The sequence below is a fragment of the Sandarakinorhabdus sp. DWP1-3-1 genome (assembly GCF_049896705.1).
GTDB lineage: Bacteria > Pseudomonadota > Alphaproteobacteria > Sphingomonadales > Sphingomonadaceae > Sandarakinorhabdus.
Genome location: NZ_JAFCUV010000002.1, coordinates 778,103 through 803,605 on the forward strand (window position 1 = coordinate 778,103; position 25,503 = coordinate 803,605).

The 25,503-nt window shown below is 69.7% G+C and carries 24 protein-coding genes; 14 read left to right on the forward strand and 10 right to left on the reverse strand.

Annotated features, from left to right (window positions below; all coding sequences use genetic code 11):
- The 6 genes from tsaE to trxA are packed head-to-tail and all read left to right on the forward strand — an operon-like array spanning window position 1 to window position 8,913.
- Window positions 1-465 carry a tRNA (adenosine(37)-N6)-threonylcarbamoyltransferase complex ATPase subunit type 1 TsaE gene (gene tsaE / locus ACP7AI_RS13255; protein ID WP_426168091.1) on the forward strand — a complete coding sequence of 155 codons (465 nt, stop codon included), beginning with the start codon at window positions 1-3 and terminating at the stop codon, window positions 463-465.
- The gene (locus ACP7AI_RS13260; RefSeq protein ID WP_426168353.1) at window positions 462-1,439 is read left to right on the forward strand and encodes an aminoglycoside phosphotransferase family protein; all 978 of its coding nucleotides are present in this window, start codon (window positions 462-464) and stop codon (window positions 1,437-1,439) included. Before tsaE ends, ACP7AI_RS13260 begins: the two co-directional genes overlap by 4 nt.
- Window positions 1,436-2,206 (forward strand): nucleotidyltransferase family protein, encoded by a 771-nt coding sequence (locus tag ACP7AI_RS13265; RefSeq protein WP_426168093.1) that lies wholly within the window; start codon window positions 1,436-1,438, stop codon window positions 2,204-2,206. Before ACP7AI_RS13260 ends, ACP7AI_RS13265 begins: the two co-directional genes overlap by 4 nt.
- Complete coding sequence (addB, locus tag ACP7AI_RS13270) at window positions 2,193-5,153, forward strand: double-strand break repair protein AddB (protein ID WP_426168095.1); 2,961 nt, start codon at window positions 2,193-2,195, stop codon at window positions 5,151-5,153. Before ACP7AI_RS13265 ends, addB begins: the two co-directional genes overlap by 14 nt.
- Window positions 5,150-8,578, forward strand: coding sequence for a double-strand break repair helicase AddA (gene addA, locus ACP7AI_RS13275; RefSeq protein ID WP_426168097.1), 3,429 nt, complete (start codon window positions 5,150-5,152; stop codon window positions 8,576-8,578). Before addB ends, addA begins: the two co-directional genes overlap by 4 nt.
- 14 nt (window positions 8,579-8,592) lie before the next feature.
- Window positions 8,593-8,913, forward strand: a complete 321-nt coding sequence (trxA, locus tag ACP7AI_RS13280) for a thioredoxin (protein WP_426168099.1) — start codon at window positions 8,593-8,595, stop codon at window positions 8,911-8,913.
- 140 nt (window positions 8,914-9,053) lie between these two features.
- On the opposite strand, the gene ACP7AI_RS13285 is transcribed toward trxA, so the two are convergent.
- The 7 genes from ACP7AI_RS13285 to ACP7AI_RS13315 form a co-directional block, all read right to left on the reverse strand.
- Window positions 9,054-9,965 (reverse strand): glutathione S-transferase family protein, encoded by a 912-nt coding sequence (locus ACP7AI_RS13285; RefSeq protein WP_426168101.1) that lies wholly within the window; start codon window positions 9,963-9,965, stop codon window positions 9,054-9,056.
- 17 nt (window positions 9,966-9,982) lie between these two features.
- A complete protein-coding gene (locus ACP7AI_RS13290) occupies window positions 9,983-10,915 on the reverse strand; it encodes a glycosyltransferase family 2 protein (protein WP_426168103.1) in 933 nt (310 codons plus the stop codon).
- Between the two features lie 14 nt (window positions 10,916-10,929).
- The gene (locus tag ACP7AI_RS13295) at window positions 10,930-12,264 is read right to left on the reverse strand and encodes a hypothetical protein (RefSeq protein ID WP_426168105.1); all 1,335 of its coding nucleotides are present in this window, start codon (window positions 12,262-12,264) and stop codon (window positions 10,930-10,932) included.
- Window positions 12,261-13,226, reverse strand: a complete 966-nt coding sequence (locus ACP7AI_RS13300; RefSeq protein ID WP_426168107.1) for a glycosyltransferase family 2 protein — start codon at window positions 13,224-13,226, stop codon at window positions 12,261-12,263. The genes ACP7AI_RS13295 and ACP7AI_RS13300 overlap by 4 nt, the downstream gene beginning before the upstream one ends.
- Window positions 13,223-13,594, reverse strand: coding sequence for a GtrA family protein (locus ACP7AI_RS13305; protein ID WP_426168109.1), 372 nt, complete (start codon window positions 13,592-13,594; stop codon window positions 13,223-13,225). The genes ACP7AI_RS13300 and ACP7AI_RS13305 overlap by 4 nt, the downstream gene beginning before the upstream one ends.
- 3 nt (window positions 13,595-13,597) lie before the next feature.
- On the reverse strand, window positions 13,598-14,287 hold the full coding sequence (locus ACP7AI_RS13310) for a class I SAM-dependent methyltransferase (RefSeq protein ID WP_426168111.1): 690 nt from the start codon (window positions 14,285-14,287) through the stop codon (window positions 13,598-13,600).
- Between the two features lie 88 nt (window positions 14,288-14,375).
- The gene (locus tag ACP7AI_RS13315) at window positions 14,376-15,893 is read right to left on the reverse strand and encodes a hypothetical protein (protein WP_426168113.1); all 1,518 of its coding nucleotides are present in this window, start codon (window positions 15,891-15,893) and stop codon (window positions 14,376-14,378) included.
- A 121-nt stretch (window positions 15,894-16,014) separates the two neighbouring features.
- Here ACP7AI_RS13315 and ACP7AI_RS13320 point away from each other — a divergent pair, with 121 nt between their 5' ends.
- Window positions 16,015-17,445, forward strand: coding sequence for an ArnT family glycosyltransferase (locus tag ACP7AI_RS13320; protein ID WP_426168115.1), 1,431 nt, complete (start codon window positions 16,015-16,017; stop codon window positions 17,443-17,445).
- Between the two features lie 28 nt (window positions 17,446-17,473).
- Here the strand turns inward: ACP7AI_RS13320 and ACP7AI_RS13325 are convergent, their stop codons facing one another.
- Window positions 17,474-17,770 carry a hypothetical protein gene (locus tag ACP7AI_RS13325; RefSeq protein ID WP_426168117.1) on the reverse strand — a complete coding sequence of 99 codons (297 nt, stop codon included), beginning with the start codon at window positions 17,768-17,770 and terminating at the stop codon, window positions 17,474-17,476.
- A 104-nt stretch (window positions 17,771-17,874) separates the two neighbouring features.
- Between ACP7AI_RS13325 and ACP7AI_RS13330 the strand changes: the two genes are divergently transcribed.
- The gene (locus ACP7AI_RS13330; protein ID WP_426168119.1) at window positions 17,875-18,840 is read left to right on the forward strand and encodes a LysR family transcriptional regulator; all 966 of its coding nucleotides are present in this window, start codon (window positions 17,875-17,877) and stop codon (window positions 18,838-18,840) included.
- Here ACP7AI_RS13330 and argJ read toward each other — a convergent pair.
- A complete protein-coding gene (gene argJ / locus ACP7AI_RS13335) occupies window positions 18,828-20,048 on the reverse strand; it encodes a bifunctional glutamate N-acetyltransferase/amino-acid acetyltransferase ArgJ (RefSeq protein WP_426168122.1) in 1,221 nt (406 codons plus the stop codon). The genes ACP7AI_RS13330 and argJ overlap by 13 nt on opposite strands.
- Complete coding sequence (locus ACP7AI_RS13340; protein ID WP_426168356.1) at window positions 20,045-20,941, reverse strand: D-alanyl-D-alanine carboxypeptidase family protein; 897 nt, start codon at window positions 20,939-20,941, stop codon at window positions 20,045-20,047. The genes argJ and ACP7AI_RS13340 overlap by 4 nt, the downstream gene beginning before the upstream one ends.
- Before the next feature lie 64 nt (window positions 20,942-21,005).
- Here ACP7AI_RS13340 and ACP7AI_RS13345 point away from each other — a divergent pair, with 64 nt between their 5' ends.
- From ACP7AI_RS13345 to yihA, 6 genes are all read left to right on the forward strand, one after another.
- Window positions 21,006-22,085, forward strand: coding sequence for a L,D-transpeptidase family protein (locus tag ACP7AI_RS13345; RefSeq protein WP_426168124.1), 1,080 nt, complete (start codon window positions 21,006-21,008; stop codon window positions 22,083-22,085).
- Between the two features lie 107 nt (window positions 22,086-22,192).
- Window positions 22,193-22,327 (forward strand): 50S ribosomal protein L34, encoded by a 135-nt coding sequence (gene rpmH / locus ACP7AI_RS13350; RefSeq protein ID WP_152577135.1) that lies wholly within the window; start codon window positions 22,193-22,195, stop codon window positions 22,325-22,327.
- Between the two features lie 163 nt (window positions 22,328-22,490).
- Complete coding sequence (gene rnpA / locus ACP7AI_RS13355) at window positions 22,491-22,760, forward strand: ribonuclease P protein component (RefSeq protein WP_426168126.1); 270 nt, start codon at window positions 22,491-22,493, stop codon at window positions 22,758-22,760.
- On the forward strand, window positions 22,757-22,972 hold the full coding sequence (yidD, locus tag ACP7AI_RS13360; protein ID WP_426168128.1) for a membrane protein insertion efficiency factor YidD: 216 nt from the start codon (window positions 22,757-22,759) through the stop codon (window positions 22,970-22,972). The genes rnpA and yidD overlap by 4 nt, the downstream gene beginning before the upstream one ends.
- 71 nt (window positions 22,973-23,043) lie before the next feature.
- A complete protein-coding gene (gene yidC / locus ACP7AI_RS13365) occupies window positions 23,044-24,834 on the forward strand; it encodes a membrane protein insertase YidC (protein WP_426168130.1) in 1,791 nt (596 codons plus the stop codon).
- Window positions 24,831-25,502 (forward strand): ribosome biogenesis GTP-binding protein YihA/YsxC, encoded by a 672-nt coding sequence (gene yihA / locus ACP7AI_RS13370; protein ID WP_426168133.1) that lies wholly within the window; start codon window positions 24,831-24,833, stop codon window positions 25,500-25,502. Before yidC ends, yihA begins: the two co-directional genes overlap by 4 nt.
- The last annotated feature ends 1 nt before the right edge of the window (window position 25,503 follow it).

Genomic DNA, 25,503 nt, shown 5'->3' on the forward strand with positions numbered 1-25,503 from the left:
ATGTCCAGCAATGCCGAAATGATCATCGCCAGCGAGGCCGCCATGGCCGCGCTGGCGTTTTCATGTGCGGAGGCGCTCCGCCCCGGCGACGTCGTCGCGCTCTCCGGTGACCTCGGCGCCGGAAAAACCACCTTTGCCCGCGCGCTGATCGCGGCGCTCGGCTGGCCGGGGGAGGTGCCGTCACCGACCTACACGCTCGTCCAAAGCTATGATCCACCCGATGTGCGGGTGCCGGTCTGGCATGTCGACCTGTACCGGCTCGACGGCCCGGACGATGCGGACGCGCTCGGGCTGTTCGAAACCGATGCGGCGCTGGTCATCGAATGGCCCGAGCGGCTGGGCGCCCGACTGCCTGCCGAGGCGCTGCGGCTGCACATTTCGGGCAGCGGTGATGCTGTTCGCCACTTGACTTGGAACGCCCCCAAGGCTTGGGAGGGCCGGTGGCCACCACCCCTCCCAAGATGATCCCGCCCGAAACCGCACCGGCCTTCCTGGCCCGGCACGGCTGGGGCGGTGCGCGCATCGCGCCGCTCGCCGGCGATGCCTCGTTCCGGCGCTATTTCCGCGTCCATGGCGCCGATGGCGGCACCGCCGTGCTGATGGACGCCCCGCCCGACAAGGAGGATTCGCGGCCCTTCCTCGCCATCGGCAAGCAGCTCGACACGTTGGGCTTTTCGGCGCCCCAGCCCATCGCTACCGACCTCGACCAGGGCCTGATCCTGCTTGAGGATTTCGGCGACGACCGTGCCGCGCCGCTGCTGGCGCGCGCGCCGGCGCGCGAACGCGCCGTCTATGAAACCGCGGTCGATATCCTCGCCGCGCTGCACCGCCACCCCGCCGTCGACGTGGCGCCCTATGACGAGGCCGAACTGCTGCGCGAGGCGCGGCTGTTTCCGGACTGGTATCTGCCCGCCGTCGAGGAGGGTGAAGCGCCTGGCTATGACGATGCCTGGGCATCGCTGTGGCCGGCGGTGCTCGCCGGCCCGCGCGTGCTGACACTGCGCGACTATCACGCCGATAACCTGATGGTCATCGACCGGCCCGGCCTGCGTGGCCTGGGGCTGCTCGATTACCAGGATGCGCTCGCTGGCCACCCGGCCTATGACCTGGCCTCGCTGCTGCAGGACATTCGCCGCATCGTGTCGCCGGAACTGGAGGCCGCGATGCTCGACCGCTATCTCGCGGCGCGACCGGAACTCGACGAAGCCGCCTTTCGCACCGCCTATGACATTCTCGGCGCCCAGCGGAACATCAAGATCCTCGGCGTCTTCACCCGGCTGTACGTGCGCGACGGCAAGGCCGGTTATCCCGCCTTCCACCCGCGGCTGTGGGAACTGGTGACGCGCAACCTGTCACGTCCGGCGCTGGTTCCGGTCGCCGAGTGGTTCGCCGCCCATGTGCCGCCGTCGGCGCGCCATGGTGTCCAGGTGGCCGCATGACGACGCGGGTTCCGCCCAGGATTCCTTTGGCGATCCGCCCGCGCATCGATGTCGCCATGCCGGGCAGCGCGATGGTGCTGGCCGCCGGCCTCGGCAAGCGCATGCGACCGCTGACCGCGACCCGGCCCAAGCCGCTGGTGGAGGTCGCCGGCCGCACGCTGCTCGATCGCGCCCTCGACCGGGTGGAGGCGGCGGGCATTCCCCAGGCCGTCGTCAACGCCCATTATTTCGCCGACCAGATCGACGCCGCGGTCGCTGCTCGCCCAGGGCCGCTGTCGATCCGCGTCTCCGATGAGCGCGCGCAACTGCTCGAAACCGGTGGCGGCGTCGTCAAGGCGCTGCCGCTGATCGATGCCGATCCGTTCTTCGTCATCAACGCCGACAACATGTGGATCGACGGTTCGGCCGACACGCTGCGCCTGCTGGCGCAGCGCTGGGACCCGGCGGCGATGGACGCGCTGCTGCTGCTGGTGCCGCTGGCGCGCGCCACCGGCTATGACGGCCGCGGCGATTTCCATCTCGATCCGGCCGGCGTCGTCAGCCCGCGCGGCGAATTCCGCATCGCGCCCTTCGTCTATTCGGGCATCCAGCTGATCGCGAAGCACCTCTTCGACGGCGAACCCGCCGAGCCCTTCTCGGTGTGGCGCGCCTGGAACAAGGCGCTGGCCCAGGATCGCCTGTACGGCGCCGTCCACCAGGGCCTGTGGTTCCATGTCGGCACGCCGGCCAGCGTCGGCGAGACGGAAGGGCTGCTTGCGACAGCCTGAAATCTTTGCCATTCCCCCGCACGTCGCGTTCGTCGACGCGCTGGCCCGGGGGTTGCTGACACGTTGCGCCGGTGATCCGCTGGCGCTGGCCCGCACCCATGTGCTGCTCCCCAACCGCCGGGCCGCCCGCGCGCTGACCGATGCGTTCGTGCGCCTGTCGGGGGATGGCGGCATATTGTTGCCGCGCATGACGCCGGTTGGCGACATCGGCGACGACAGCTTCGATCGCTTCGCCAGCGGCGAGACCCCGATCGCGCCTGCGGTGCCGCCGCTGCAGCGGCGGCTGGAGCTGGCGCGCCTCGTCCGCGCCATGCCCGGCGGCCGCGAGATCGGTCGCAGCGCGGTGGAGGCGCTGCGCCTCGGCGATGCGCTGTGCGAGACGCTCGACGCGCTGCTGTCCGAGGAAATCGATCCCGAGCGGCTGCGCACCGTCGTCGAGGATGCCGATCTGGCGACCCATTGGCAGGAAACCCTGGCCTTCCTCGATCTTGTCATCACCCACTGGCCGCCGGCGCGCGATGCCGTGGGCGGCAGCGATGGCGGCACGCGCGTCGCGGCGATGATCGATGCGCTGGTGGCGCGCTGGGCCACGACGCCGCCCACGGGGCTAGTCGTCGCCGCCGGTGTCACCGGCAGCTCGCCGCCGCTGGTGCGCCTGCTGGCCGCGGTGCTGCGCCTGCCTGCCGGAATGATCGTGTTGCCCGGCCTCGACATGGACCTGTCCGAGGCGGCCGAGGATCGTTGGGCGGCGATCCGCTGCCGCGCCACCGGCGATGAGGGTCGGGAGAGCGAGGAGCATCCGCAATATGCGCTGAAGGCGCTGCTGGCGCGGCTGGCGCTGGAACGCGCCGATGTCCGCGACTGGGGTGTCGCCAGCGGCAATGATGGGCCGGCGGCACGCACCCCCCAGGTGATGGCGGCGATGGCACCCGCCGATGCCGGCGACGGCTGGTCAGGCGGCACCGCCACCACGGGTTTCGAAACTGTCCGCGCCGTCGAGGCGGCGACGCCGGCGGAGGAAGCCCAGGTCATCGCGCTTGCGCTGCGCGAGGCGCTGGCGACGCCCGGCAAGACCGCAGCGCTCGTCACCCCGGATCGCGGCCTCGCCCGGCGCGTGGCGGCGCATTGCCGGCGCTGGGGCATGATGGTCGATGATTCGGCCGGCACGCCGCTGCGCATCACCCCGCCCGGCGCGCTGGCGCTGGCGCTGGTGGAGGCGATGGCGCAGGGCTTTGCCCCCGTCGCACTGCTGGCTGTGCTGAAACACCCGCTGGTCCACAGTGGCGACCCGCGATTGCCCTGGCTGCGGTCGGTGCGACTGCTCGACCGGGCGGTGCGCGGCGTGCGGCCGCCGCCGGGGCTGGAGGCGATCGGGGAACAGCTCGACCGCTGGCTCGCCGACACCCGCCGCGACGATGCCCCGGCGCTGAACGCCTGGTGGGAGGATGCGGCGACGCAACTTGAACCGCTGGCGGTGCTGGCCGACCGGGCGGAGATCGACCTGCCGCTGCTCGCCGGCGCCTTGCGCCAGGTCGGCGACGCGCTGTGCGGCGACCGGCTGTGGGCGGGCACCGACGGGCGCGCGCTGGCGACTTTGGTGGAGGCGCTGGAAAGCGGCGGCGCCAGCTTCGGGCGCTTCCCGGTCGACGATGCCCCGGCACTGGTCGCCGCGCTGCTGTCCGACATCGCCGTCCGCCCGGCCTATGGCGGCCATCCGCGCCTTGCCATCCTGGGGCCATTGGAGGCGCGGTTGCAGCGCGCCGACCTGATGATTCTCGGCGGCCTCAACGAAGGCACCTGGCCCGGCCGGCCGTCGCCAGACCCGTGGCTGGCGCCGGCGATCCGCAACCGGCTCGGCCTGCCCGGGCTGGCGCGCTCCATCGGCCTGGCGGCGCAGGATTTCACCGGCGCGCTCGGCGCCGCGCAGGTGTTGCTGACCCGCGCCCGCCGCGACGCCAGCGCGCCGCTGGTCGCCTCGCGCTTCTGGCTGCGGCTCACCGCCTTTGCCGAAATCGCTGCCGACGATCGCCTTCTGCTGCTGGCGCGCCGGCTCGACAGTCGCGGCGTCCGCACCCGCATCGAGGCGCCGGCGCCCAACCCGCCGCTGGCCCGGCGCCCGCACCGCCTCAGCGTCACCGAGGTCGATACGCTGAGGGGTGATCCCTTCGCCTTTTATGCGCGGCGCATGCTCGGGCTGCAGCCGCTCGATCCGCTCGACCAGGATCCGACCGCGGCGACGCGCGGCAACCGCATCCACGACGTCATGGAGGACTGGATCAAGAGCGGCGGCGGCAGCCTCGAACGGCTGGAACGCCTCGCCGATGCGATGCTTGATGCGGAGGGGAAGCAGTTCCCGCTGCTGCGCGCGCTGTGGGCGCCGCGCGCCCGGCGCGGACTGCTCTGGGCCGGCGTTGCCGTCCATGCGCGGGAGGCGGAGGGCTGGTATCCGGCGGCGGCGGAGGCGGCCGGCACCATGCCGCTGCCCAACGGCATCGAGCTGAAGGGTCGCGCCGATCGCATCGACCGCCACGACGACAACGGCCTCGCCGTCATCGACTACAAGACCGGGCGGACCCCGACCGCCGCCGAGGTGAAGGGCGGCTTTGCCAGCCAGCTGGGGTTGCTGCTGGCGATGGCGGCCGGCGGCTGGCTGGGGACGAAAGACGGCACCCGCGTCGTGAAGGGTCACCCGCAGGAGGTCGCCTATTGGAAGCTGTCGGGCGGCAAGGACCCGGGCAAGATCGTCGACCCGCTGAAGGGCAAGCCGCCGATGTCGGCCGAACAGTTCAAGGACTTCGTGCTGGACGGTGCCGAGCGGCTGACGACCGAGCTGCTGCTCGCCGAAACCCCCTTCCGGCCCAAGGTGGTGCCCGGCATGGGCTGGACCGATTTCGACCATCTGGCGCGCGTCCGTGAATGGCAGGACCGGCCGAGGCGGCGGCGATGAGCGGCCCCGTCAAGGCACTGCTGCCATTGAAACGCGAACAGGCGCTGGGCGCGACGCCGGACCTGCACGCCTGGGTCGCGGCGTCGGCGGGCACCGGCAAGACCCAGGTGCTGTCGGCGCGGGTGCTGCGCCTGCTGCTGCTCGGCACGCCGCCGCACGCGATCCTGTGCCTGACCTTTACGAAACTCGCCGCCGCCGAGATGCAGAAGCGCGTCCTCGACCGGCTGGCGCGCTGGGCGCGCTGCGACGCCGACGGGCTGGCGAGCGACCTGGCCGCGCTCGGTGCCGCCACCGACGACGCCACCGTCGCCCGCGCCCGGCGGTTGTTCGCCCAGGTGCTCGATGCCCCGGCCGGGCTGGCGGTGCAGACCATCCACGCCTTTGCCCAGGGGCTGATCGCCGGCTTCCCGGTCGAATCGGGGGTGGCGCCGGGCTTTGCGACCCTCGACGATCGCGGCGGCATGGCGCTGCGCCGGCGGCTGCTGGCGGAGGCCATCGAAGCGGCGGCACGCGACGGCGACGACGCGTTCCTCGCCGACCTTGCCGAGATCAGCATCGCCGGCGGCGAACAGCGCATGGGCGCGGTTGCCGCCCGCCTGATGGGCCATGGCGAGGCGCTTGCCGGTTTGGCGACGCCGGGCATGGAGCCGATGCTGCGAAGGGGTTTCGGCCTGCCGACCGATGGCGATGGCGCGGCGGCGCTGGCGGCGCATGTCGCGGGCTTCGACATGGCCGGGCTGGTCCGGCTGGCCGGCGCAATGGAGCATGGGCACAAGAACGCCACTACAAAGCTCGTCTCGTTGCTCGCTTGGCTGGGTTCTACCGACAAGGTCGCGTCGCTCGATACGCTGGTCGATGTATTCCTCACCCAGAAGGAGACCGTTCGCGACAAGATGCCGGGCAAGGAAGCGGCACTCCGCGACCCATGGGCTGACGATTTCTACACTGAGTTCGCAATCCAATTGATCGCCATCCGCGCCGAACAGCGCCTCTATGCCGCCGCTGCCCATGCCGCCCGCCACCTGCGCGTCGGGAAACGGCTGGCGGCGGACTGGCAGGTCGCCAAGGCGCGGCTAGGCGTCGTCGATTACGACGACATGATCGTCGCCGCCCAGCGCCTGCTGCTGGCCCCGGGTGCCGCCGACTGGGTGCGCTACAAGCTCGACCAGCGCATCGACCATGTGCTGGTCGATGAGGCGCAGGACACCAATTCGCGGCAATGGGAGATCGTCCGTGCGCTGATCGGCGAATTTTTTGCCGGCGTCGGCGCCCGCGACACGCGGCGGACGCTGTTCGTCGTCGGCGACTACAAGCAATCGATCTTCGGCTTCCAGGGCGCCGACCCGACCGTCTACCGCGACAAGCGCGACGATTTCGGCCTCCTCGCCACCGACGCCGGCGACATGCTGGAAATCGTCGACCTCAGCATCAATTTCCGCTCGGTCGCCGCCGTCCTCGATGTCGTCGACGGCGTTATCGAAACGCTGGGGGCCGAGGCGTTCGACAGCGCCGGCGTGCTGCCGCACAAGCCGCACCGCGAGAACCAGGCCGGGCGCGTGACGCTGTGGCCGCCGGTGCTGCCGGCCGGCGACGAGGAGGGTGACGACGATGAGTCCGGCCCGGCGCCGAAGGCGGAAATCACCATGGCGCACAATGTCGCCGCCGCCATCGCCGGCTGGCTCGATCCGGCAGCGCCGATGCTGGTGCCGTCGACCGGCAAGCCTGTCGGCCCACAGGATATCCTGGTGCTGGTGCGCAGCCGCAGCGCCTTTTCAGGCGCGCTCGTTGCCGCGCTTCACGAACATGACGTGCCGGTGGCCGGTGTCGACCGGCTGAAGCTGACCGATCCGCTCGCCGTCGCCGACCTGCTGGCGCTGGCCCGCTTCGCGCTGCAGCCGGGCGACGACCTGACGCTGGCGACGCTGCTGGTCTCGCCCTTTGTCGCGCTCGACCATGACCGACTGTTCGCGCTCGCCGATGGCCGCACCGGGCCGCTGTGGGACCGGGTTCGCGACAGCGCCGATCCGCAGGTGGTCGCCGCCGCCGAATGGCTGGGCCAGGTGCTCGGCCTCGCCGATTTCACCGCGCCCTATGAATTTTTCGAACGCATCCTTTCCGGGCCGCTGCAGGGACGGCAGAAACTGCTGGCACGGCTGGGGGAGGAGGCGCGCGACGCCATTGACGCCGTGCTCGACCAGGCGCTGGCCTTCGAAAGCGCCAATGCGCCGTCGCTGCAGGGCTTTCTCGCCTGGGTGGAGGCCGACGACATCGACATCAAGCGCGATCCCGATGCGCCGCTGGATGCGGTGCGGCTGATGACCGTCCATGGCGCCAAGGGGCTGCAGGCGCCCGTCGTCATCCTCGCCGATACCTGCAAGCCGCGCCGCAAGGAACGCGAGGCGCCTGTCATGATGAGCTTTGATCGCGGCCCGCCGCTGCCGGTGTTCCTCGCCGACCGGAAGAATCTGACCGGCCGGCTCGCCGCGGCCGTCGACGCGCAAGACGAGGACGCCGAGCGCGAGCATTGCCGGCTGCTCTACGTCGCGCTGACCCGGGCGGAGGACCTGCTGTATGTCGGCGGCGCGCTGTCGGGCAAGCAGACCGAGCCGTCCGAGGACAGCTGGTACCACCACATCAAGGCGGCGATGGAGACGCTGGGCGCCACCGAGGACGATCTCGACCCCTGGGACGGGCCGTCGCTGGTCCATGCCCGGGGGCGCCCGGCACCGCGCATGACGGTGACGCCTGTCATCACCCCCGACGACGCCCGCAGCCTGCCCGACTGGGCCGTGGCGCCGGCACCGCAGGAGGCCCGCCCGCCGCGGCCATTGTCGCCGTCGGCCATCGCCGCCGACGATGTCGCCGCGCCGCCGACCGGACCCGCGGCGCGCGCCGCCGCCCGCCGCGGCCAGGCGCTGCACGCATTGTTCGAACGCCTGCCCGAAATCGCCGCCGATCGCCGCCGCATGGCCGGCGAAGCCTGGTGCCGGATGAGCGTGCCCGAACTCGACGCTGCCGAGCTGACCGGCACCGTGCTCGGCATCATGGCCGATCCGCGCTTTGCCCCGGTGTTCGCCGCCGACGCGCTGGCCGAGGCGCCGATCGCCGCGGTTGTCGGCGGCACCGTCATCGCCGGCACCGTCGACCGGCTGGTCATCGGCGATGATGTGCTGGTCGTCGATTTCAAGACCGGCCGCCGCGTGCCGGCCGATGCACAAGCGGTCGAACCTTACCATCTGAAGCAGATGGCGGCCTATGTCGCGGCGCTGCAGCGGGTGTTCCCGGGCAAGCCGGTGCGCGCCGCGCTGCTCTATACCGAAGGCCCGGCGCTGATCGAATTGCCCGATGCGATGGTTGCGCTTCACGCGCCCCAAGGCGATGTTGTGTTGAACGGCGCCGACGCCGCGCCTATTTCACCGGAATAGAAGAGGATTCCCCAATGGCCGCCAAGCAGATCACCGACGCCAGCTTCCACGCCGATGTCATCAGCGCCGACAAGCCGGTGCTCGTCGATTTCTGGGCCGAATGGTGCGGCCCCTGCCGCCAGATCGGCCCGGCGCTGGAGGAGATCAACGCCGAACTCGATGGCGTCGAGATCGTCAAGCTGAACATCGACGACAATCCCGATGCGCCGACCCGCTATGGCGTGCGCGGTATCCCGACGATGATCCTGTTCAAGAACGGCGCACCGGTGGCCACCAAGGTCGGCGCCGCGCCGAAATCGCAGCTGAAGAGCTGGCTCGAGGGCGAACTGGGCTGACAGGCGGGCGGCCTGCGTGCTGCCAGGGCGTCGCGCAGGCAGCGTGATGGTTGCCTTGCCCGCAAGGGCGCACACTCTCGACACCGTCACCCCGGCCTACGCCGGGGTAGCAGGTCTAGAATGCCAGCTTCGCCCCCGCGCTAACCCGGCAGCACCATCTGCCCCAGCCGCGGGAAATGCACCGCGACCGTGCCGCACTGGGCGCCTTCGCGCAGCACGACGATGCCCGTCGGGTCGAGCCGTGCCAGTCGCCCGGCCACCGGCGGGTCGCCCGAGCCATCGGTCTTGACCAGCACAGTCTGGCCCGCCGTGAACGGCGCATCGATCCGGCCACTGACCGGCATCGGTTCGGCCGCCGCCGCGATCGCAATGGCGTCGTCTTCGGAAATCTCGGTGCGCGTGCCATGGCCGATGGCTTCGACGCGCGCGAACCAGGCGGCCAGCGCCGGCAGCGCGAACATGCCGTCGGCAGCGTCCCGGGCAAAGGGAATGGCGCGGACGAACCAGATGTTGGCGTAAAGGGCGAGGTCGGCATGGCCCGGCGCGTCGCCGCCGACAAAGGCCCGGCCATCCGACAACGTCGCGTCGAGCCAGCACGCCGCCGTCATTGCCTGTGCAGTCAGGTGCGGCGTCGCCTTGCCGAGCTGCGCCATGTCGAGGCCGAAGCGCCGCTTGCGGTCTTCGATGAAGCCTTCCCCCATCGCGCCGGCCGGCATCGACCCCATCGCCGCGCCGACGTGCGCCATGAACTGCGGCCCGCCGGCCCAGCTGGCGATGACCTTGTGCAGCGTGCCCAGCGGCGCCGGGTAAAAGCTGGGGTCGGGCTGCAGCCCCTCCAGCGCCGGCAGGATGGCGGCGGTGTCGCAATAGATGTCGGCGCCGATCTGCAGCACCGGCGTGCGGACATAGCCGCCGGTCAGCTCGGCCTGGCCGGGCTTGGGCAGGATGTTCGATACGATGACCGATTGCCAGGCCATGGCCTTCACGCCGAAACCGACGCGCACCAGCTCGGCAAAGGGCGAGGCGGCGTAATGGTGAAGGATCGGGGTCATCGGGATATCGCCTTCGTTCAGCGCGGCGCCGGGTCACCGGGGGCCGGCTGCTGCAGATAGACCAGGCGCTTCATCTCGCGCCGGCCGCGCGTCACCGTGTCGAGGATCAGCCCGGCAAAGAACGCCAGCACCGCGACGATGACGATGCCGGTGACAAGGATCGCCGTCGGGAAGCGCGGCACCAGCCCGGTCGCCAGATAGGTCGTCACCAGCGGCACCGCGAGGATCACCGCCGCCGCCAGCAGCAGCCCGGCGATGATGCCGAAAAAGATCACCGGCCGCTCGGCGCGGTACATCGTCACCATGGTGTTGAGGATGCGCCAGCCATCGGCATAGGTGTTCAGCTTTGACACCGATCCTTCGGGCCGGGCGCCATAGGCTGTCGGCAATTCGGCGGTCGGCATGGCGAGTTCGAGCGCATGGGCGCTGATCTCGGTCTCGATCTCGAAGCCGGCGGTGAGGATCGGGAAGCTCTTGACGAAACGCCGCGAAAATACCCGGTAACCGGTCAGGATATCGCTGAACGAGCGGCCGAACATCCGCGTCAGCAGCCCGGTCAGCAGCTTGTTGCCGAACTGGTGGCCACGGCGATAGGCGGCGTCGGCGTCGGTCTGCCGGGCACCCACGACCATGTCGAGCCGCTCGTCGATGAGCAATTGCACCAGGCGCGGCGCGGCGGCGGCCTCATAGGTCGCATCGCCGTCGGTCATCACATAGATATCGGCATCGATATCGGCAAACATGCGGCGGACGACGGCGCCTTTGCCCTGCTGACGTTCGGTCCTGACGACGGCACCGGCGGCGGCGGCAACCTCGCGGGTGCGGTCCGACGAGTTGTTGTCATAGACATAGACCTCGGCATCGGGCAGCGCGGCGCGGAAATCCGTCACCGTCCGGGCGATCGCCGCTTCCTCGTTATAGCAGGGGATGATGACGGCGATACGCAACATGGGATGATGCGATGTCACGCCGCCCGCGCCGGCGCAAGCCGCGTGACCAGCACCGACACCAGGCGCCAGACCAGTGCGGCGGCGAGAAACACCAGCAGCCCCTCCAGCACATAGCGATAGCGCAATGTCGGCTGCACGATCATGTAGAGCGCCGTCGGAAAGGCCAGCGCAAAGGCGACGAACAGCCATTGCCGCGGCCGTTCGAACAGCCCGACGAGCAGCATCGCCAGCCCGAGCGCGGCGATCGCCCATTTCAGCGCCTGCTTGACGACGACGCCGCGCGCCGGGCTGTCGGCATAAAGGTTCCATTGCCAGGCCGGCGGGAAATACAGCTCGCGCAGATGGCGCAGCGACAGCCGCGCGAAATCGCCGGGGTGGTCGGCGATCCAGGCCTTGGCCTCGGCGCCGACGACGTCGAAATAGGCGACGTCGCTGGGATAGCTCTTCAGCCGGGCCAGCGCCCCGGCGCCGAACGCCGGATGGATCGCCTGCATCCGCGCATTGAACACGGCGCGGGCATCGGCGGGGGTGACCGCGGCCGGGTGGTTGCCGATGGCCAGTTCCAGCCCGAAATTGCCGCGCGACGGCATGATGCGGTGATAGACCTCCCAGTTGCGGATCACCCAGGCGCCGTTGATGACGACCAGCGCAGCCAGGCCGACAGCGACGCCGGGCAGCCAGTCGCGCACGGCCAAGTGGCGCAGCGCGACGATCGCGATGCCGGCATACAGCCCCAGCGACAGGCCGGGATTGATCAGGAAGGCAAAGGCGGCGAGCAGCGCGAATATCGCCAGCCACCGCATCGTCAGCGGCACGCCGGCGGCGCAGGCCTTGTCGATGCGCAGCAGCCACAACAGGCCGACCGCGGCGATCATCGCGCCGAACGCCGCCTCGCGGATGCGGAAGTCGACGACCTCGAAATAGAAATTCAGCGGCAGCAGGCTGAGGAAGGCGAGCGCCGCCAGCCGCGGCACGATGGGAATGCCCAGCTCCGCGGCGACCCGGTACAGCGCCCAGAACAGCGCCGCCGCCACCGCCGCCGCGCCGACCGCCATGATCAGCTCGGACGGCAGCGTGCCGACGCCGAAGACGCGATAGACCATTCCGGCGAGGATGGTGTTGAACGGCCCGACATGGCTGCTGATGCCGCTGCCCGGGCGATAGGCGTCGGCGAGCGTGCCGGTCCGGGCAAAGGCGACCGCGACGCGCCACATTTCGGATTCATGCGGGCGCAGCCGCTCCTCCGGCCGCAGGAACAGCCAGCCGAGGCGGAAGACGAAGCCGACAACCAGGATGCTCCACAGCGCCAGCGTCTCGCGCGCCGCCAGCCAGCGTTCGAGCCGCGTCATGCCCCGGGGCCATCGTCGAGGTTGCGATCGACGATGAAGCGCGGCCGGCGCTTGGTCTCCAGATAGATCTTGCCGACATATTCGCCGATGATGCCGACGCAGAGCAATTGCACCCCGCAGATGAAGTAGATCGGCACCACGGTGGACGCCCAGCCCGGCACCGTCGAGCGCATGAACACCGCGGTGACCAGCGCCCACAGCGCCAGGAAGAACGACACGCTCGACACCGCGATGCCGATCATGGTGATCAGCCGCAGCGGCCGCGTCGAGAACGACGTCACCCCTTCGAAGGCAAAACCGAGCATCTTCCGGAGCGGATATTTCGATTCCCCCGCAAAGCGTTCGGCCCGGCGATAGGGCACGGTGGCGACGCTGAAGCCCAATTGCGGCACCAGTGCGCGCAGGAAAAGGTTGACCTCGGTATAGCCGGCCAGCGCCTGCAGCGCCCGGGCGCTCATCAACCGGTAATCGGCATGGTCGGCAACGATGTCGACGCCCAGCCCGTGGAGGAACCGGTAATAGCCGCGCGCCGTCGACCGCTTGAACACGCTGTCGCTAGTCCGGTCGTTGCGCACGCCGAGCACGATCTCGGCGCCGCCGCGATAGGCGTCGACCATGGCACCGATGACGTTCGGATCGTCCTGCAGATCGGCATCGAGGCTGATGACCGCATCCTGCCGCGCCGTCGCCAGCCCGGCCATCAGCGCATTCTGGTGGCCGCGGTTGCGCGACAGCTTCAGCCCCGAAAAGCGCGGGTCGGCGCGGGCCACGTCCTCGATCAGCGACCAGGTCGCATCGCGCGAGCCATCATCGACGAAATAGACCCGCGCCGAGGCGATGCGCCCCTCGGCCTGCAACGCATCGAGCAGCACCGCCAGCTGCCGCGCCGTTTCGGGCAGCACCTCGGCCTCGTTGTAGCAGGGCAGGACCAGGCCGAGACTCGGCGGCGGGCGCAGGCTCATCCGGCAGCCCGGTCGGGAAAGGCAAAGCGCCGGGCGCCGAGGAACGCCAGCACGGTATAGATCGGCACGCCGAGCGCCTGGGCGATGCGGGCGTCGACCCCCAGGCCGTGCAGCCAGACGACAGCCGCGAACTGCGCCGCATAGGCGACGCCGACGACGACCAGCCAGCGCGCGAAGCTGGCGCGCCAGTCGCCATCGTGCGCAAAGGTCCAGCCGCGGTTGACGACGAAGGAAATCAGGATGCCGCCGGCATAGCCGATGGCATTGGCGACGCGATAATCGGCGCCCAGCGCCATCGCCGCATAGATCAGCGCCAGCCCGACCGCGCTGTTGAGCACCCCGACGATCAGGAAACGCACGAAGCGCATCGGCTATTTGTGCGCCAGCAACGAATATTGGCCGCCCAGCGGCAGCCAGGACAGGCTCGGCTCCAACCCGCGCAGCGCCGCCAGCGCCCGCGGGAAAAAGATGTGATAGCGGATTTCCGGCGACTTCCAGCCGGCCGCCTTTGCCGCCTTGACGAGGTTCGACGCGCGGATCAGCCGGGCATTGATGTCGAACGGGCAGGTGTTGACGGCGCGCACCGTCAGCGGATTGTACGGATTATGCTCGAAGATGGCGAGCCGGCCGCCGGGTGCGGTGACACGGTTGAGCTCGCCGAGCCAATGGACATGCTCGGCATGGTCGATGTGGTGAAAGACGCAGGCCGAGAACGCCAGGTCGAAGCTGCCGTCGGCGGCGGGCACGCGATTGTCGGCGACTTCGGCAAAGGCGCCGTCGGGGAAACGCGCCGCCGCCAGTTCCAGGCTGCGCGGCGAGGCATCGGCACAGGTCAGCGCGGCCGACGGGAAATATTTGCCGAAGAACGGCATGGACGCACCGATGCCCGATCCGAAATCGACGATCCGGCGCGGCACGACGGCGGCGGCATCGAGCAGCTTCCTAACCACGGCGATCTTGTATTCGGCAAAGAATTCGGGGTCTTCGCCGGTCACCGCGATGTTGTTGCGGTGCTGCGACAGATATTCGTCAGCGAACTGATCGAATTCGGCCCGGTCCATCGCTCAACTCCCGTCCATGGCGCCGTGACACCGGACCAATCGGCGCCTGACTAACAGCCGCGCCGCCGCCCGACAAGGCGCGGTCCCGTCACGGCGCCGACAGGAACACATAGGCCGGCGCGCGGTCGCCAAAGGTCAGCGTCGTCACCGTGCCGCCCTGGGTCGCCGCCAGCGCCGTCGCCACCGCGCCGACATTGGCGCGCGTAACGTAATGTGCCCCCCAGGCGATGACGCGGCAGCCGCTGGCCGGCACCGGGCGCCGCGCCAGCACATCGGCGAGGGCGAAGCCGCGGACGTCGATCGCGTCGCCCAGATAATGGCCATAGTCGGCCTCGGCCTGGCGCGCGGCGATCGCCGGGGTGCGGAAGATCGGCGCGTCGACGAGCACCGGCAGGGTACGCCCGGCGCAGCCACTCTCGGTTGCCAGCCAGCGCGCGCTCTGGCGGAACGGCGTCTTCATCGGCGGCCGCGGCTGCCACTGGTTCCACAACGCGGTCGCGGCGAACAGGGTGGCGAACAGCGCCAGCCGCCGCCGGTCGCCGATGCGGGCGCTGTCGAACAGCAGCGCCGCCGCCCCCCAGGCAAAAGGCAGCGCGACAAGGATGTTGCGCGCCGTGAAGCTCGGCGAGACGAGCAGCGAGGAGGCGACCGCCGCCAGCGCCAGCAACACCGGTACGGTGACGGTGATCAGCCGCGGCTCGAACCGTTGTGGCCACAGACCGGCCAGCCGCGGCCGCCGCCACAATGCCAGTCCCGCGAGCACGACCAGCGCCAGCACGGCGCCGGGCCACAGCGGCCGCGCCAGGGCGATGCGTGACTGGGCGTAATACCAGGCCGGCGTGTTGAGGATCCAGCTGCCGGTGGTGGCGAACTCGGTCGACGGCCGCATCACCAGCACGACATAGGCGAGCAGCACGCCGGCGAGGCCCACCGCCACCGCCAGCGCCGGCCAGCGCCAGCGCGGCAGGCCGTAGAACAATGTGCCGAACACCGCGATGGCGGTCAGCATGCCGTAAAAGTGCGTGAAGCCGGCGACCAGGCTGATGCCCACCAGCGCGGCAAAGCAGCGTCGCGCCCGGCGGGTGTCGCCATCCTCTTCGGCGGCGAACAGCGCCAGCGCCAGCACCAGCAGCGCCGTCGCCAGCAGGAACAGCAGCGCATAGGATCGCGCCGTCTGCATCTGGTACAGCCAATATTCGGAACCCGTGGCGAGCACCATGGCGAACAGCCGCGCGGCGGGTGAGAACCAGCGCCGGGTGCCGAGCCAGAACAGTAGCATGGTGGCGACGCCGATGATGGCGCTGAGGCTGCGCAACGCCGCCTCCGACCGCCCGGCAAGCTCCGCATAGCCGAACAGCAGCGTGTAATAGAGTGGCGGATGGGTATCGGCGAGGGCACGCCCGAACATCGCACCGGCGTCGCCGCCAGGGCCGATGACCCAGGCCGTGAACAGCTCGTCGAGAATGAAGCTTTCGGTACCGAGATGCAGGAAGCCGCGGACGAGATTGGCGATGACCGCCGCCGCCAGCACGGCGATGACCAGCCGCCCGGCCGACGGATGGCCAGGATCGATGTCCGAATTGGTGGCAGTTCTCGTTCGCCGCATCGAAAATGGTCCTAACAGCGCCGCAACAAAGTGAAAGCTTGCGTTAACTTTTGACTCGATGGGGGTCGATCAACATAGCGTCGCGATGACGGTGCCCGGCGTATTGCCGCGGCTGCGGCCTATGCTGGTCCCGGTTCTGTCACTGGTGGCACTGTTTGCTTTCGTACTTGCGGACATCATCTGGCTCGACCTCAACACCTGGGACGAATCGCGACTGGCGGTCAACGCCATCGAAATGCTGGCGAACGGCAACCGGCTGGTCCCGACCTATGGCTTCGTCCCCGACCTGTGGAATACCAAGCCACCCCTGATGGTCAACCTGATGGCGACCGCCATGCAGCTGCTCGGCCCCAGCTATTTCGCGCTGCGCCTGCCGTCGGCGCTGGCCATGGCGGCCACCGTCGTGCTGCTGGCGTGGTTCACGGCACGCACGACGCGGTCGCGGTGGACGGGCATCGCCGCCGGCGTCATCCTCGCTTCGGCGCAAGGCTTCTACGGTTATCACGGCGGCCAGACCGGCGACTACGATGCGCTGCTGACGCTGTTCACCACCGGCTATGGCCTTGCGCTGTTCACCCTGCTCGACAGCGATCGGCGGCGTCCCGGTGTCGCCGTGCTGGCCGGCCTCGCCATCGGCCTCGCCATCCTGACCAAGGGTGTCGCCGGCCTGGTACCCGGCGTCGGCATCGCGCTATTCGCCATCGTGCCGACACCGCGCCGCCTGATCCGCAACTGGCCCGACCATGCGCTGGCGGTGGTGATCGGAATCGCGCTCGGCGGCGGCTTCTACCTGCTGCGCAGTGCGCTCGACCCGGCCTATCTCGCCGCGGTCGCCGGCAACGAGCTCCACGGCCGCTACAACAATGTCCTGGGGCCAGAGTTCGGGCCGCTTTACTATGTCGGCTCGATCGCCCGGCAGCCGATCGGCATGCTGGCGCCGCTGCTCGTCGCGCTGCTGCTGCTGCCGCCGGGGCGCCTGCGCCGGCTGGGCGGGCTTGCCGTGCTGCAGGTGGCGGTCATCGTCACCGTCTATTCGTCGGCGGCGACCAAATATTTCTGGTACGCGATGCCGGCCTATCCGTGGCTGGCGCTCGGCCTTGCGCTCGCCGGTTTTGCCGTGTGGCGCCATCGGGCATCGGCGGCGTACCGGATTACGCCGGCGCTGCTGGTGTCGCTGTACGCCGTCCTGCCCGTCGGCCTCGCCGCCAATGCCGTCCGCGTCCGCTATGTGCGACCCTGGGTGCCGCTGACGCCGCCGCGTGCTTTCGACGATCTGACGGCGGCGTCGGCGCGCCTGCGGCCCGGGGCCGCGCTGGCGGTCGTCGACGGCGGCGTCGCGCTGGCGGCCGGCCCGGCGCATTACGCGCCCGTCCTGCGCTTCGAAATCCTGCGCGCGGCGCGCGCGGGCCGGCGGATCGAACAACTGGCGACGGTCGCCGCCGCCGCCGCCCGGCCGCTGGTCGGATCGTGCGATCCGGGCCTGCGTGTCGCCGTCGCGGCCAGCGGCACGCTGCTGTGGTCGGGCCGCGGCTGCGTCCTCGTCGGGCGCTAGTCCCGGCCCGACAGGCAGAACACGCGGATCAGTTCCGCGCCGCGACCTGCAGCTTGTCGCCGAGCTGCTGCTGCGCCACGTCGAACTTGCGGGCGGCCTCGACATGATTGCCTTCGGCGCAGATCTTCACCGCCACCCGGGCGGTGCGCAGCGCCTTGGCCGCGGCCTTGGGCTCGGCGGTGGCGGCTTCGACGCGAACCGTCTCGAACCGCGCTTCGCAGTCGGCGGTGGCGGCGGCGGCCGGGGTCGCGGCCATGAACGGCATGGCGGCGAACATCGCCAGGGTGATCAGGGTCATGTGATCGATGTTGAGGCGGCGGATCATGGTTCGGGTCCTTTGCGTTTCGGCGGGGCAGGATGTGCCTTGCCGATGCCGCTGTTTTAAGTGACACTCAGACCAAAGATAATCACTTCAATAGTTGGCGGTGCATGAAGCCTGACTACACAATCCCGAGGAACCTGCTCGACGGCGTGGAGGCCTTTCTCCGCGTGGCGGCGCGGCAATCGTTCCGCGGCGCCGCCGATGATCTCGGCGTGTCGCCGTCCGCCGTCAGCCAGGCGGTGCGCCAGCTCGAGGCGCGGATCGGCGTGCCGCTGTTCATCCGCACCACCCGCGCCGTTGGCCTGACCGAGGCCGGCGCGCTGTTCCACGCCGGCGCGGCGCCGGCCTGGGCCGGGCTGGTCGCCGGCTGGGACAGTGCCCGCAACCTGGGCGAGCGCCCGACCGGGTTGCTGCGGCTGAACATGCCGCGCGCCGTCGTGCCCGTGCTCATCGAGCCGATCATCGCCGATTTCTGCCGGCGCTATCCCGATGTCGATGTCGACATCATCGGCGAGGATGCGATCATCGACCTGGCCGCCAGCGGCCATGATGCCGGCATCCGCATCGGCGAGTTGCTGGAGGCCGACATGATCAGCGTCCGCCTGTCCGCGCCGTTCCGCTTCATCGTTGTCGGCGCCCCCGATTATTTCCGCGACCATGGCCGTCCGCAGGTCCCGGCCGACCTCAAGGTGCACAGTTGCGTGCGCCAGCGGATCAGCAGCTCGGGGCTGCTGCTGCCCTGGCGACTGACCGACGGCACGCGCAGCATCGAGGTGGCGAGCCGCGGCCGGGTCATCGTCAACGACAATCTCGTCGCGGTGGCGCTTGCCGAACGCGGGCTCGGCCTCGCCCAGATCAGCGAGCCGCTCGTCGTCGCCCAGCTGGCCGACGGCCGGCTCGAAAGCGTGCTCGATGCCTATGCGCCGACCAGCCCCGGGCTGTTCCTCCACTATCCCGGCCACGCCCAGATGTCGCCGAAACTGCGCGCCTTCATCGACCATGTGAAGGAGGCCGTGGCCTCCGGCGCCCTTACCGGCCTCGACCGGCGGGCGTCGGTCGGTCAGCTGCGATAATCGGCGTTGATGCTGATGTAGCCATGGGTCAGGTCGCAGGTCCACACGGTGGCGCGGCCATCCGCCAGGCCCATGTCGACCGCGATGCTCACATCCTCGCCGGCCAGGTGCGCGGCGACCGGCGCCTCGTCATAGCCCGGCACCACGGCGCCGCCGGCGGCGACTTCGGTGGTGCCGAAACGGATCGACAGCAGGTCGCGCTCGGCGCGCTCGCCGGCCTTGCCGACCGCCATCACGACGCGGCCCCAATTCGCGTCGCCGCCGGCGATCGCGGTCTTCACCAGCGGCGAATTGGCGATGCTCATCGCGATCACATGCGCGGCACGATCGTCCTCGGCGCCGGTGACAGTGATGGCGATGAACTTGGTCGCGCCCTCGCCGTCGCGGACGACCAGTTGCGCCAGCTGGCGGCACAGGTCGGCCAGCGCCGCGGCAAAGGCATCGGCGCCGGGGCTGTCCCAGCCGGTCAGCTCCGGGTGCCCGGCGGCACCGGTGGCAAAGGCCAGCACGGTGTCGGAGGTGGAGGTGTCGCCATCGACGGTGATGCACGAGAATGTCCGCGCATTGGCGGCGGACAGGACGTCCTGCAGGAACGCCGGCGCGACCGCCGCATCGGTGAAGATGAAGCCGAGCATCGTCGCCATGTCGGGTGCGATCATGCCCGAACCCTTGATGATGCCCGTAAGCGTCACCCGGGTCTCGCCGATCATCGCCGCTGTGGTCGCCGCCTTGGGAAAGGTGTCGGTGGTGCCGATGGCGACCGTTGCCGCCTCGAAATCGGCGCGGCCCAGCACGGCATGGGCGGCATGGACCCCGGCGACGGCCTTGTCCCGCGGCAGCGGCACGCCGATGACGCCGGTCGACGCCGCGAACACCGCGTCCGCCGCGCAGCCGAGCAGCGTCGCCGCGGCCGCCGTCTGGGCGGCAGCGGCCTCGCGGCCGGTGAGCCCCGTGAAGGCATTGCTGTTGCCGGCGTTCACCACCAGCCCGCGGGCACGGCCGCCGGGCAGCCGGGCGCGGCACAGCTCGACCTCGGGCGAGGGACAGCGCGACCGGGTCAGCACGCCGGCAACGGCGGTGCCGGGGCTGAATTCGACCAGCGTGACATCGGCGCGGACCCAGGCCTTGTAGCCCGCGGTGGCGGTGCCGATGCGGACGCCGCCGATGGCGGGCAGGGTGGGGAAGGGGCGGGCGAGCGGGGATATCATTCCGGCGTCATGCCGCGCGCCGGCGGCCGAGTCGAGGTGGTGCGGGTGACGGTGGTGCGCGTTATGGTCGTCCGCGTCCCCGGCGCGCGCGCCGGTCCGACATATTCCCAGTGCCAGGGCTCGAACACATAGTTGGCAAAGCCAAAGCGCCGGGCGTTGGCGACCAGCCAGCGATAGGCGGCGGTGCGGCTCATGGCGCGGCGGTTGGCAGCGTCGCTCGAATCGGGCGGCAGGCCGGGGGCGTGGCCGACATAGGCATCGATGGCGGTGCCGGTGCGGTGCGCCGAGCAGGTGGCGCGGGCGACCCCGCTGCAGTTGTTCTCGATGGCGCAGCGCAGATCATCGTCGATCGGCGCGCGAAAGCCCGAATAGATGCGCAGCCAGTCGGACTTCGCGGTTGCCGCCGGCACCGCCCGGCGCGCCGCGGTGACCATGGCGCGCCAGGCGTCGAGCGCATCGCGGCGCAGCTGGATCGTCTTGCCGCCATAGCTTTCGCCCGGCGCGACGGTGGCCAGCGCCTCGGGGCCCGGCGGCTCCGGGCAGGCTCCGTCGCGGGTGGCGCGGACGAACGGGCGCGCCAGCGTCCAGCCGCCGTTCATCGCGGCAAAGCTCTCCACATCGACGACGCCGGTCGCCGGCAGCTTGTGCGCCGCCTGCCAGCGCGCCAGCGCCGCGGCAAAGCCCGGCGAGACGAACGGGCAGGCGCTGCCGATGGTGACGGCAATGTGGGGCGCATAGGTCGCCCAGCCGATTTCGGGCCGGTGGAACGGGGCAAAGGCCAGGGTCTCGATGCTCGTGGCATTGGCGGTGGCGGACGCCGCCGGCCCGGCGCTGCAATCGGCGGCGTGGGCAGCAGCGCCCGGCACGGCGAAGGCGACCAGAAAGATATACACCCGCAACGGAACTTCCCCACGGTTGGCGGCTTTTGCCGATATGGTTTCAAATCGCACAATATTCATGTCGCAATCGTCTCTCGTCGTTGCGCTGGCCCTGACGATGGCATCGGCGGGGGCCAACGCGCAATCGGCGCCCCAAGCTGCACCCCAGGCGGCACCCAAGGCTGCCAGGCCCGTCCCGGCCCCCGTCGACGGCCAGGCAACGCCGATGGCGACGGCCATCAACGGCCAGGATTTCGCGGTTTCGGAAGATGCCCAGGTTCGCCTGCGCGTGCTGACCCGGGCGCAGGTGCTGCTCGACCGCCGGCATTTCTCGCCCGGCGTCATCGATGGCCAGGCCGGCGACAACATGCGGCTGGCGATCCGCGCCTTCCAGGGTGCGCAGGGCATGGCCGTCACCGGCGCGCTCGATCAGAAAACCTGGGACGCGCTGGTCGGTGCCGACAACACGGCGGTCATGCGCACCTACACGATCACCGCCGACGACGTCGCCGGGCCGTTCGCCGATCCGGTGACGCCGGGCGACTATATCCAGATGTCGAAGCGCAAGACGATGACCTGGACCTCACCGCTGGAGGCCCTGGCCGAGCGGGCGCACATGCACGAGACGCTGGTCAAGACGCTCAACCCCGGCGCCGACCTCACGAAGGCCGGCACCGTGATCCTGATCGCCGACACCGCCCGCCCGCCGCTGGCACCGGTGGCGTCGATCATCGTCGACAAGGCGATCGGCGAATTGCGCGCGCTCAATGCCGCCGGCACGGTGATCGCCGCCTATCCGGCGACGGTCGGCAGCAGCGAGCGGCCGGCGCCGTCGGGTGTCTGGGCGGTGCGCGTCGTCGCGCCGCGGCCGAGCTATACCTTCGATTCGAGCCGGCTGACCTTCAAGACGAAAGGTGCCAAGCGGGCCAAGCTGACCGTGCCGCCGGGCCCCAACAACCCGGTCGGATCGACCTGGATCGACCTCACCCGTGATACCTATGGCATCCACGGTGCCCCCGATCCCAGCCTTGTCGGCAAGGTCGCCAGCCACGGCTGCGTGCGCCTGACCAACTGGGACGCGCAGGAACTGGGCGCCGCGGTGGTCAAGGGCGCCAAGGTGACGTTCACCGGGGCCGCAACGCCCAAGGGCAAGGCATAGGATTCTTCGGCCGGATTGACTCCTGACCCAACTCCCCCTATGCGCCGCCTCTTGAATTTCGGGCCGCGCGTGGCCCCCTGTCCGAACTCTGCCAGCTGGAACTGAACATGAAGCGTACCTATCAGCCTTCGAAGCTCGTCCGCGCCCGTCGCCACGGCTTCCGCGCCCGCATGGCGACCGTCGGTGGCCGCAACGTCATCCGCAACCGCCGCGCGCAGGGCCGCAAGAAGCTGTCTGCGTAATTTGCTGGGCTGCGGTACCGGCCCGCGCCCCCGCCCGGCCACCCAACGGGACTATCCTGAGTGGGTTGCCGGGCGGGGGCGCGGGCCGGTACCGCGACTGCGATAGCGAATGGAAATCATCCGGCAACGGCGCGATTTCCTTGCCGCCAACAAAGGGCGGCGGGTGGTCACACCCGGTTTCATCCTGCTGGTGCAGCAAAACGAGCCGGGCGGGGCGACTCGCGCCGGCTTTACCGTCACCAAGAAGATCGGCAACGCGGTGGTTCGCAACCGCATGAAGCGCCGGCTGCGCGCGCTCGCCCGCGACCTTTTGCCCAAGGCCGGCATCGACGGCGCCGATCATATCCTGATCGGCCGCGAAGCCGGCATCGAGCGCGATTTCGCCACGCTGCACGCCGAGCTCGAAAAGGCGCTGGCCAAGGCGGCGCGATGAGCCTCGCAGGCATACTGATCGTGCCGATCCGGGGTTACCAGCGTTTCCTTTCCCCGCTGCTGCCGCCGTCGTGCCGCTTCACCCCGACCTGCTCGCATTATGCCGTGGAGGCGCTGGGCAGGCATGGCGTCGTTAAGGGTGGCTGGCTGGCGCTGCGGCGCATCTGCCGCTGCCATCCCTGGGGCGGCTCTGGCCATGACCCGGTCCCCTAACACTTTGCGGATTTTCCGGGTATAGGCCCGGCAAGCCCGGCGTCGCCGCCTCGATTCAAAGAAGAGCCTTCGTGAACCAAGACACCCGCAACATGGTCATGGCCGTCGTCCTGTCGGCCCTCGTGCTGCTCGGCTGGACCCTCATCAGCGACCGCTATTTCCCGCAGCCCAAGGTCGTGCGGCCGGCGGTGACGGCGAGCACGACTGTGACGCCGGAGATCGCACCCGTCGCAACGACAGCAGCCGGCGGTGCCGTGCCCGGCATCGCCGCCGCGGCAACGGTCGCCGACCGCGGCCGCGTGCTCGGCGCCTCGCCCCGCCTCGTCATCGTCACGCCGCGCCTGCAGGGCTCCATCAACCTGCGCGGCGCCCGTTTCGACGATCTGGTGCTGCCGACCTATCGCGAGACCATCGACAAGGCGTCGCCGCCGGTGCGCCTGCTCAGCCCGAGCGGCAGCAAGGATGCCTATTTCGGCCAGTTCGGCTGGACCGGCGCCGGCGCGCCCCCGGCCGATGCGCTGTGGACGGCGAGCGCGCCGCGGCTGACGCCGGAGGCGCCGGTGACGCTCAACTGGACATCGCCGACCGGCGCCGTGTTCGAACAGGTGGTCGCCGTCGACAAGGACTTCATGTTCACCGTCCGGCAGCGGGTGCGCAACCTCGGCGCAACGCCGCTGACGGTGCAGCCCTGGGGGCTGGTCTCCCGTCTCGGCACCGGGCCCGACGCCAACAGCTACAACCTCCATGTCGGCCCGGTCGGCGTCATCGACGGCACGCTGCACGATCGCGAGCTCAACTATGAAACGCTGCGCGACGATGGCGCCAAGCGCTTTGCCAGCACCGGCGGCTGGATCGGCTTTACCGACAAATACTGGCTGGCGGCGCTCGTTCCCGACCAGAAGCAGCGTATCGAAACCCGCTTTGCCGCGGCGTCCGGCGATCAGTACCAGGCCGACTATCTCGGCGGCGGCGTCACGGTCGCGCCGGGCCGCATGGTCGAAACCACCGCGCGCTTCTTTGCCGGCGCCAAGGAGATCAATCTCCTCGACAGCTACATGACCTCGCTGAACATCCCGCATTTCGACCTGGCGGTCAGCTGGGGCTGGTTCATCATCATCGCCCAGCCGATCTTCCACCTGCTCGACTGGCTGTTCAAGCTGACCAACAATTTCGGCCTGGCCATCATCGGGCTGACCATCATCGTCCGCGCCGCCTTGTTCCCGATCGCCAACAAGCAATATGAATCCATGGCCAAGATGCGGATCGTCGGGCCCAAGATGAAGGCGATCCAGGAACGCTACAAGGACGACAAGGTCCGCCAGCAGCAGGAGGTGATGAACCTTTACAAGACCGAAAAGGTCAACCCGATCGCCGGCTGCCTGCCGCTGGTGCTGCAGATCCCGATCTTCTATGCCCTCTACAAGACGCTGATGGTGTCGATCGAGATGCGCCACCAGCCGTTCGTGCTGTGGCTGCGCGACCTGTCGGCGCCCGATCCGCTGACCCCGCTCAACCTGTTCGGCGCCATCGACTGGCAGCCGCCGGCGATGATTGCGCTGGGCGTGCTGCCGATCCTGCTCGGCGTCACCATGTGGCTGCAGCAGAAGATGAACCCGACGCCGATGGACCCCGTGCAGAAGCAGGTGTTCGCCATCATGCCGTGGATGTTCATGTTCATCATGGCGCCGTTCGCCGCCGGGCTGCAGCTCTATTGGACGACGAACAACATCATCTCGATCGGGCAGCAATGGTGGATGCTGAAGAAGTTCCCGATGCCGGCGACGCCGCCCGAACCGATCACGGTGACGCCGACGGCCAAGACGGTGGGGCCGAAGAAGACGCCCCCCAGGGCCGTCAAGTGAGCGATACCGAGCTCGACCCCGTCGCCGCCGCCAAGGCGCGCGACTGGCTGATCGAGGACGCGCGCCGGCGCTTCACCGGGCCGGTGGAGTTCCGCCTGTCGGCGCCGGCGCTGCAGTACCTCCCCGACCCCGACGTGTCGGAAATCGCCTTTGCCGGCCGCTCCAACGTCGGCAAGTCGTCGCTGCTCAATGCGCTGACCGGGCGGCAGGGGTTGGCGCGCGCGTCGAACACGCCGGGCCGGACGCAGGAGCTCAACTTCTTCGATGTCGGCGAACCGCGGGTGTTCCGCCTCGTCGACATGCCAGGCTATGGCTATGCCGAGGCACCCAAGGACCTGGTGGCGCGCTGGAAACGGCTGATCTTCGACTATCTGCGCGGCCGCGCCGTCTTGAAACGGGTGCTGGTGCTGGTCGACGCCCGGCACGGGCTGAAGGCCGTCGACCAGGAGATCATGACCATGCTCGACCAGGCCGCCGTCAGCTACCAGCTGGTGCTGACCAAAGCCGACAAGATCAAGCCGACCGCGCTGGTGGCAACGCTCGCCGGCGTCGAGGCGATCGCGAAAACCCATGTCGCCGCCTACCCGGAGGTCCTCGCCACCTCCGCCGAAACCGGCCGGGGCATCCCCGAACTCCGGGCCGCGGTGCTGACGGCGGCAGAGCGCTAAC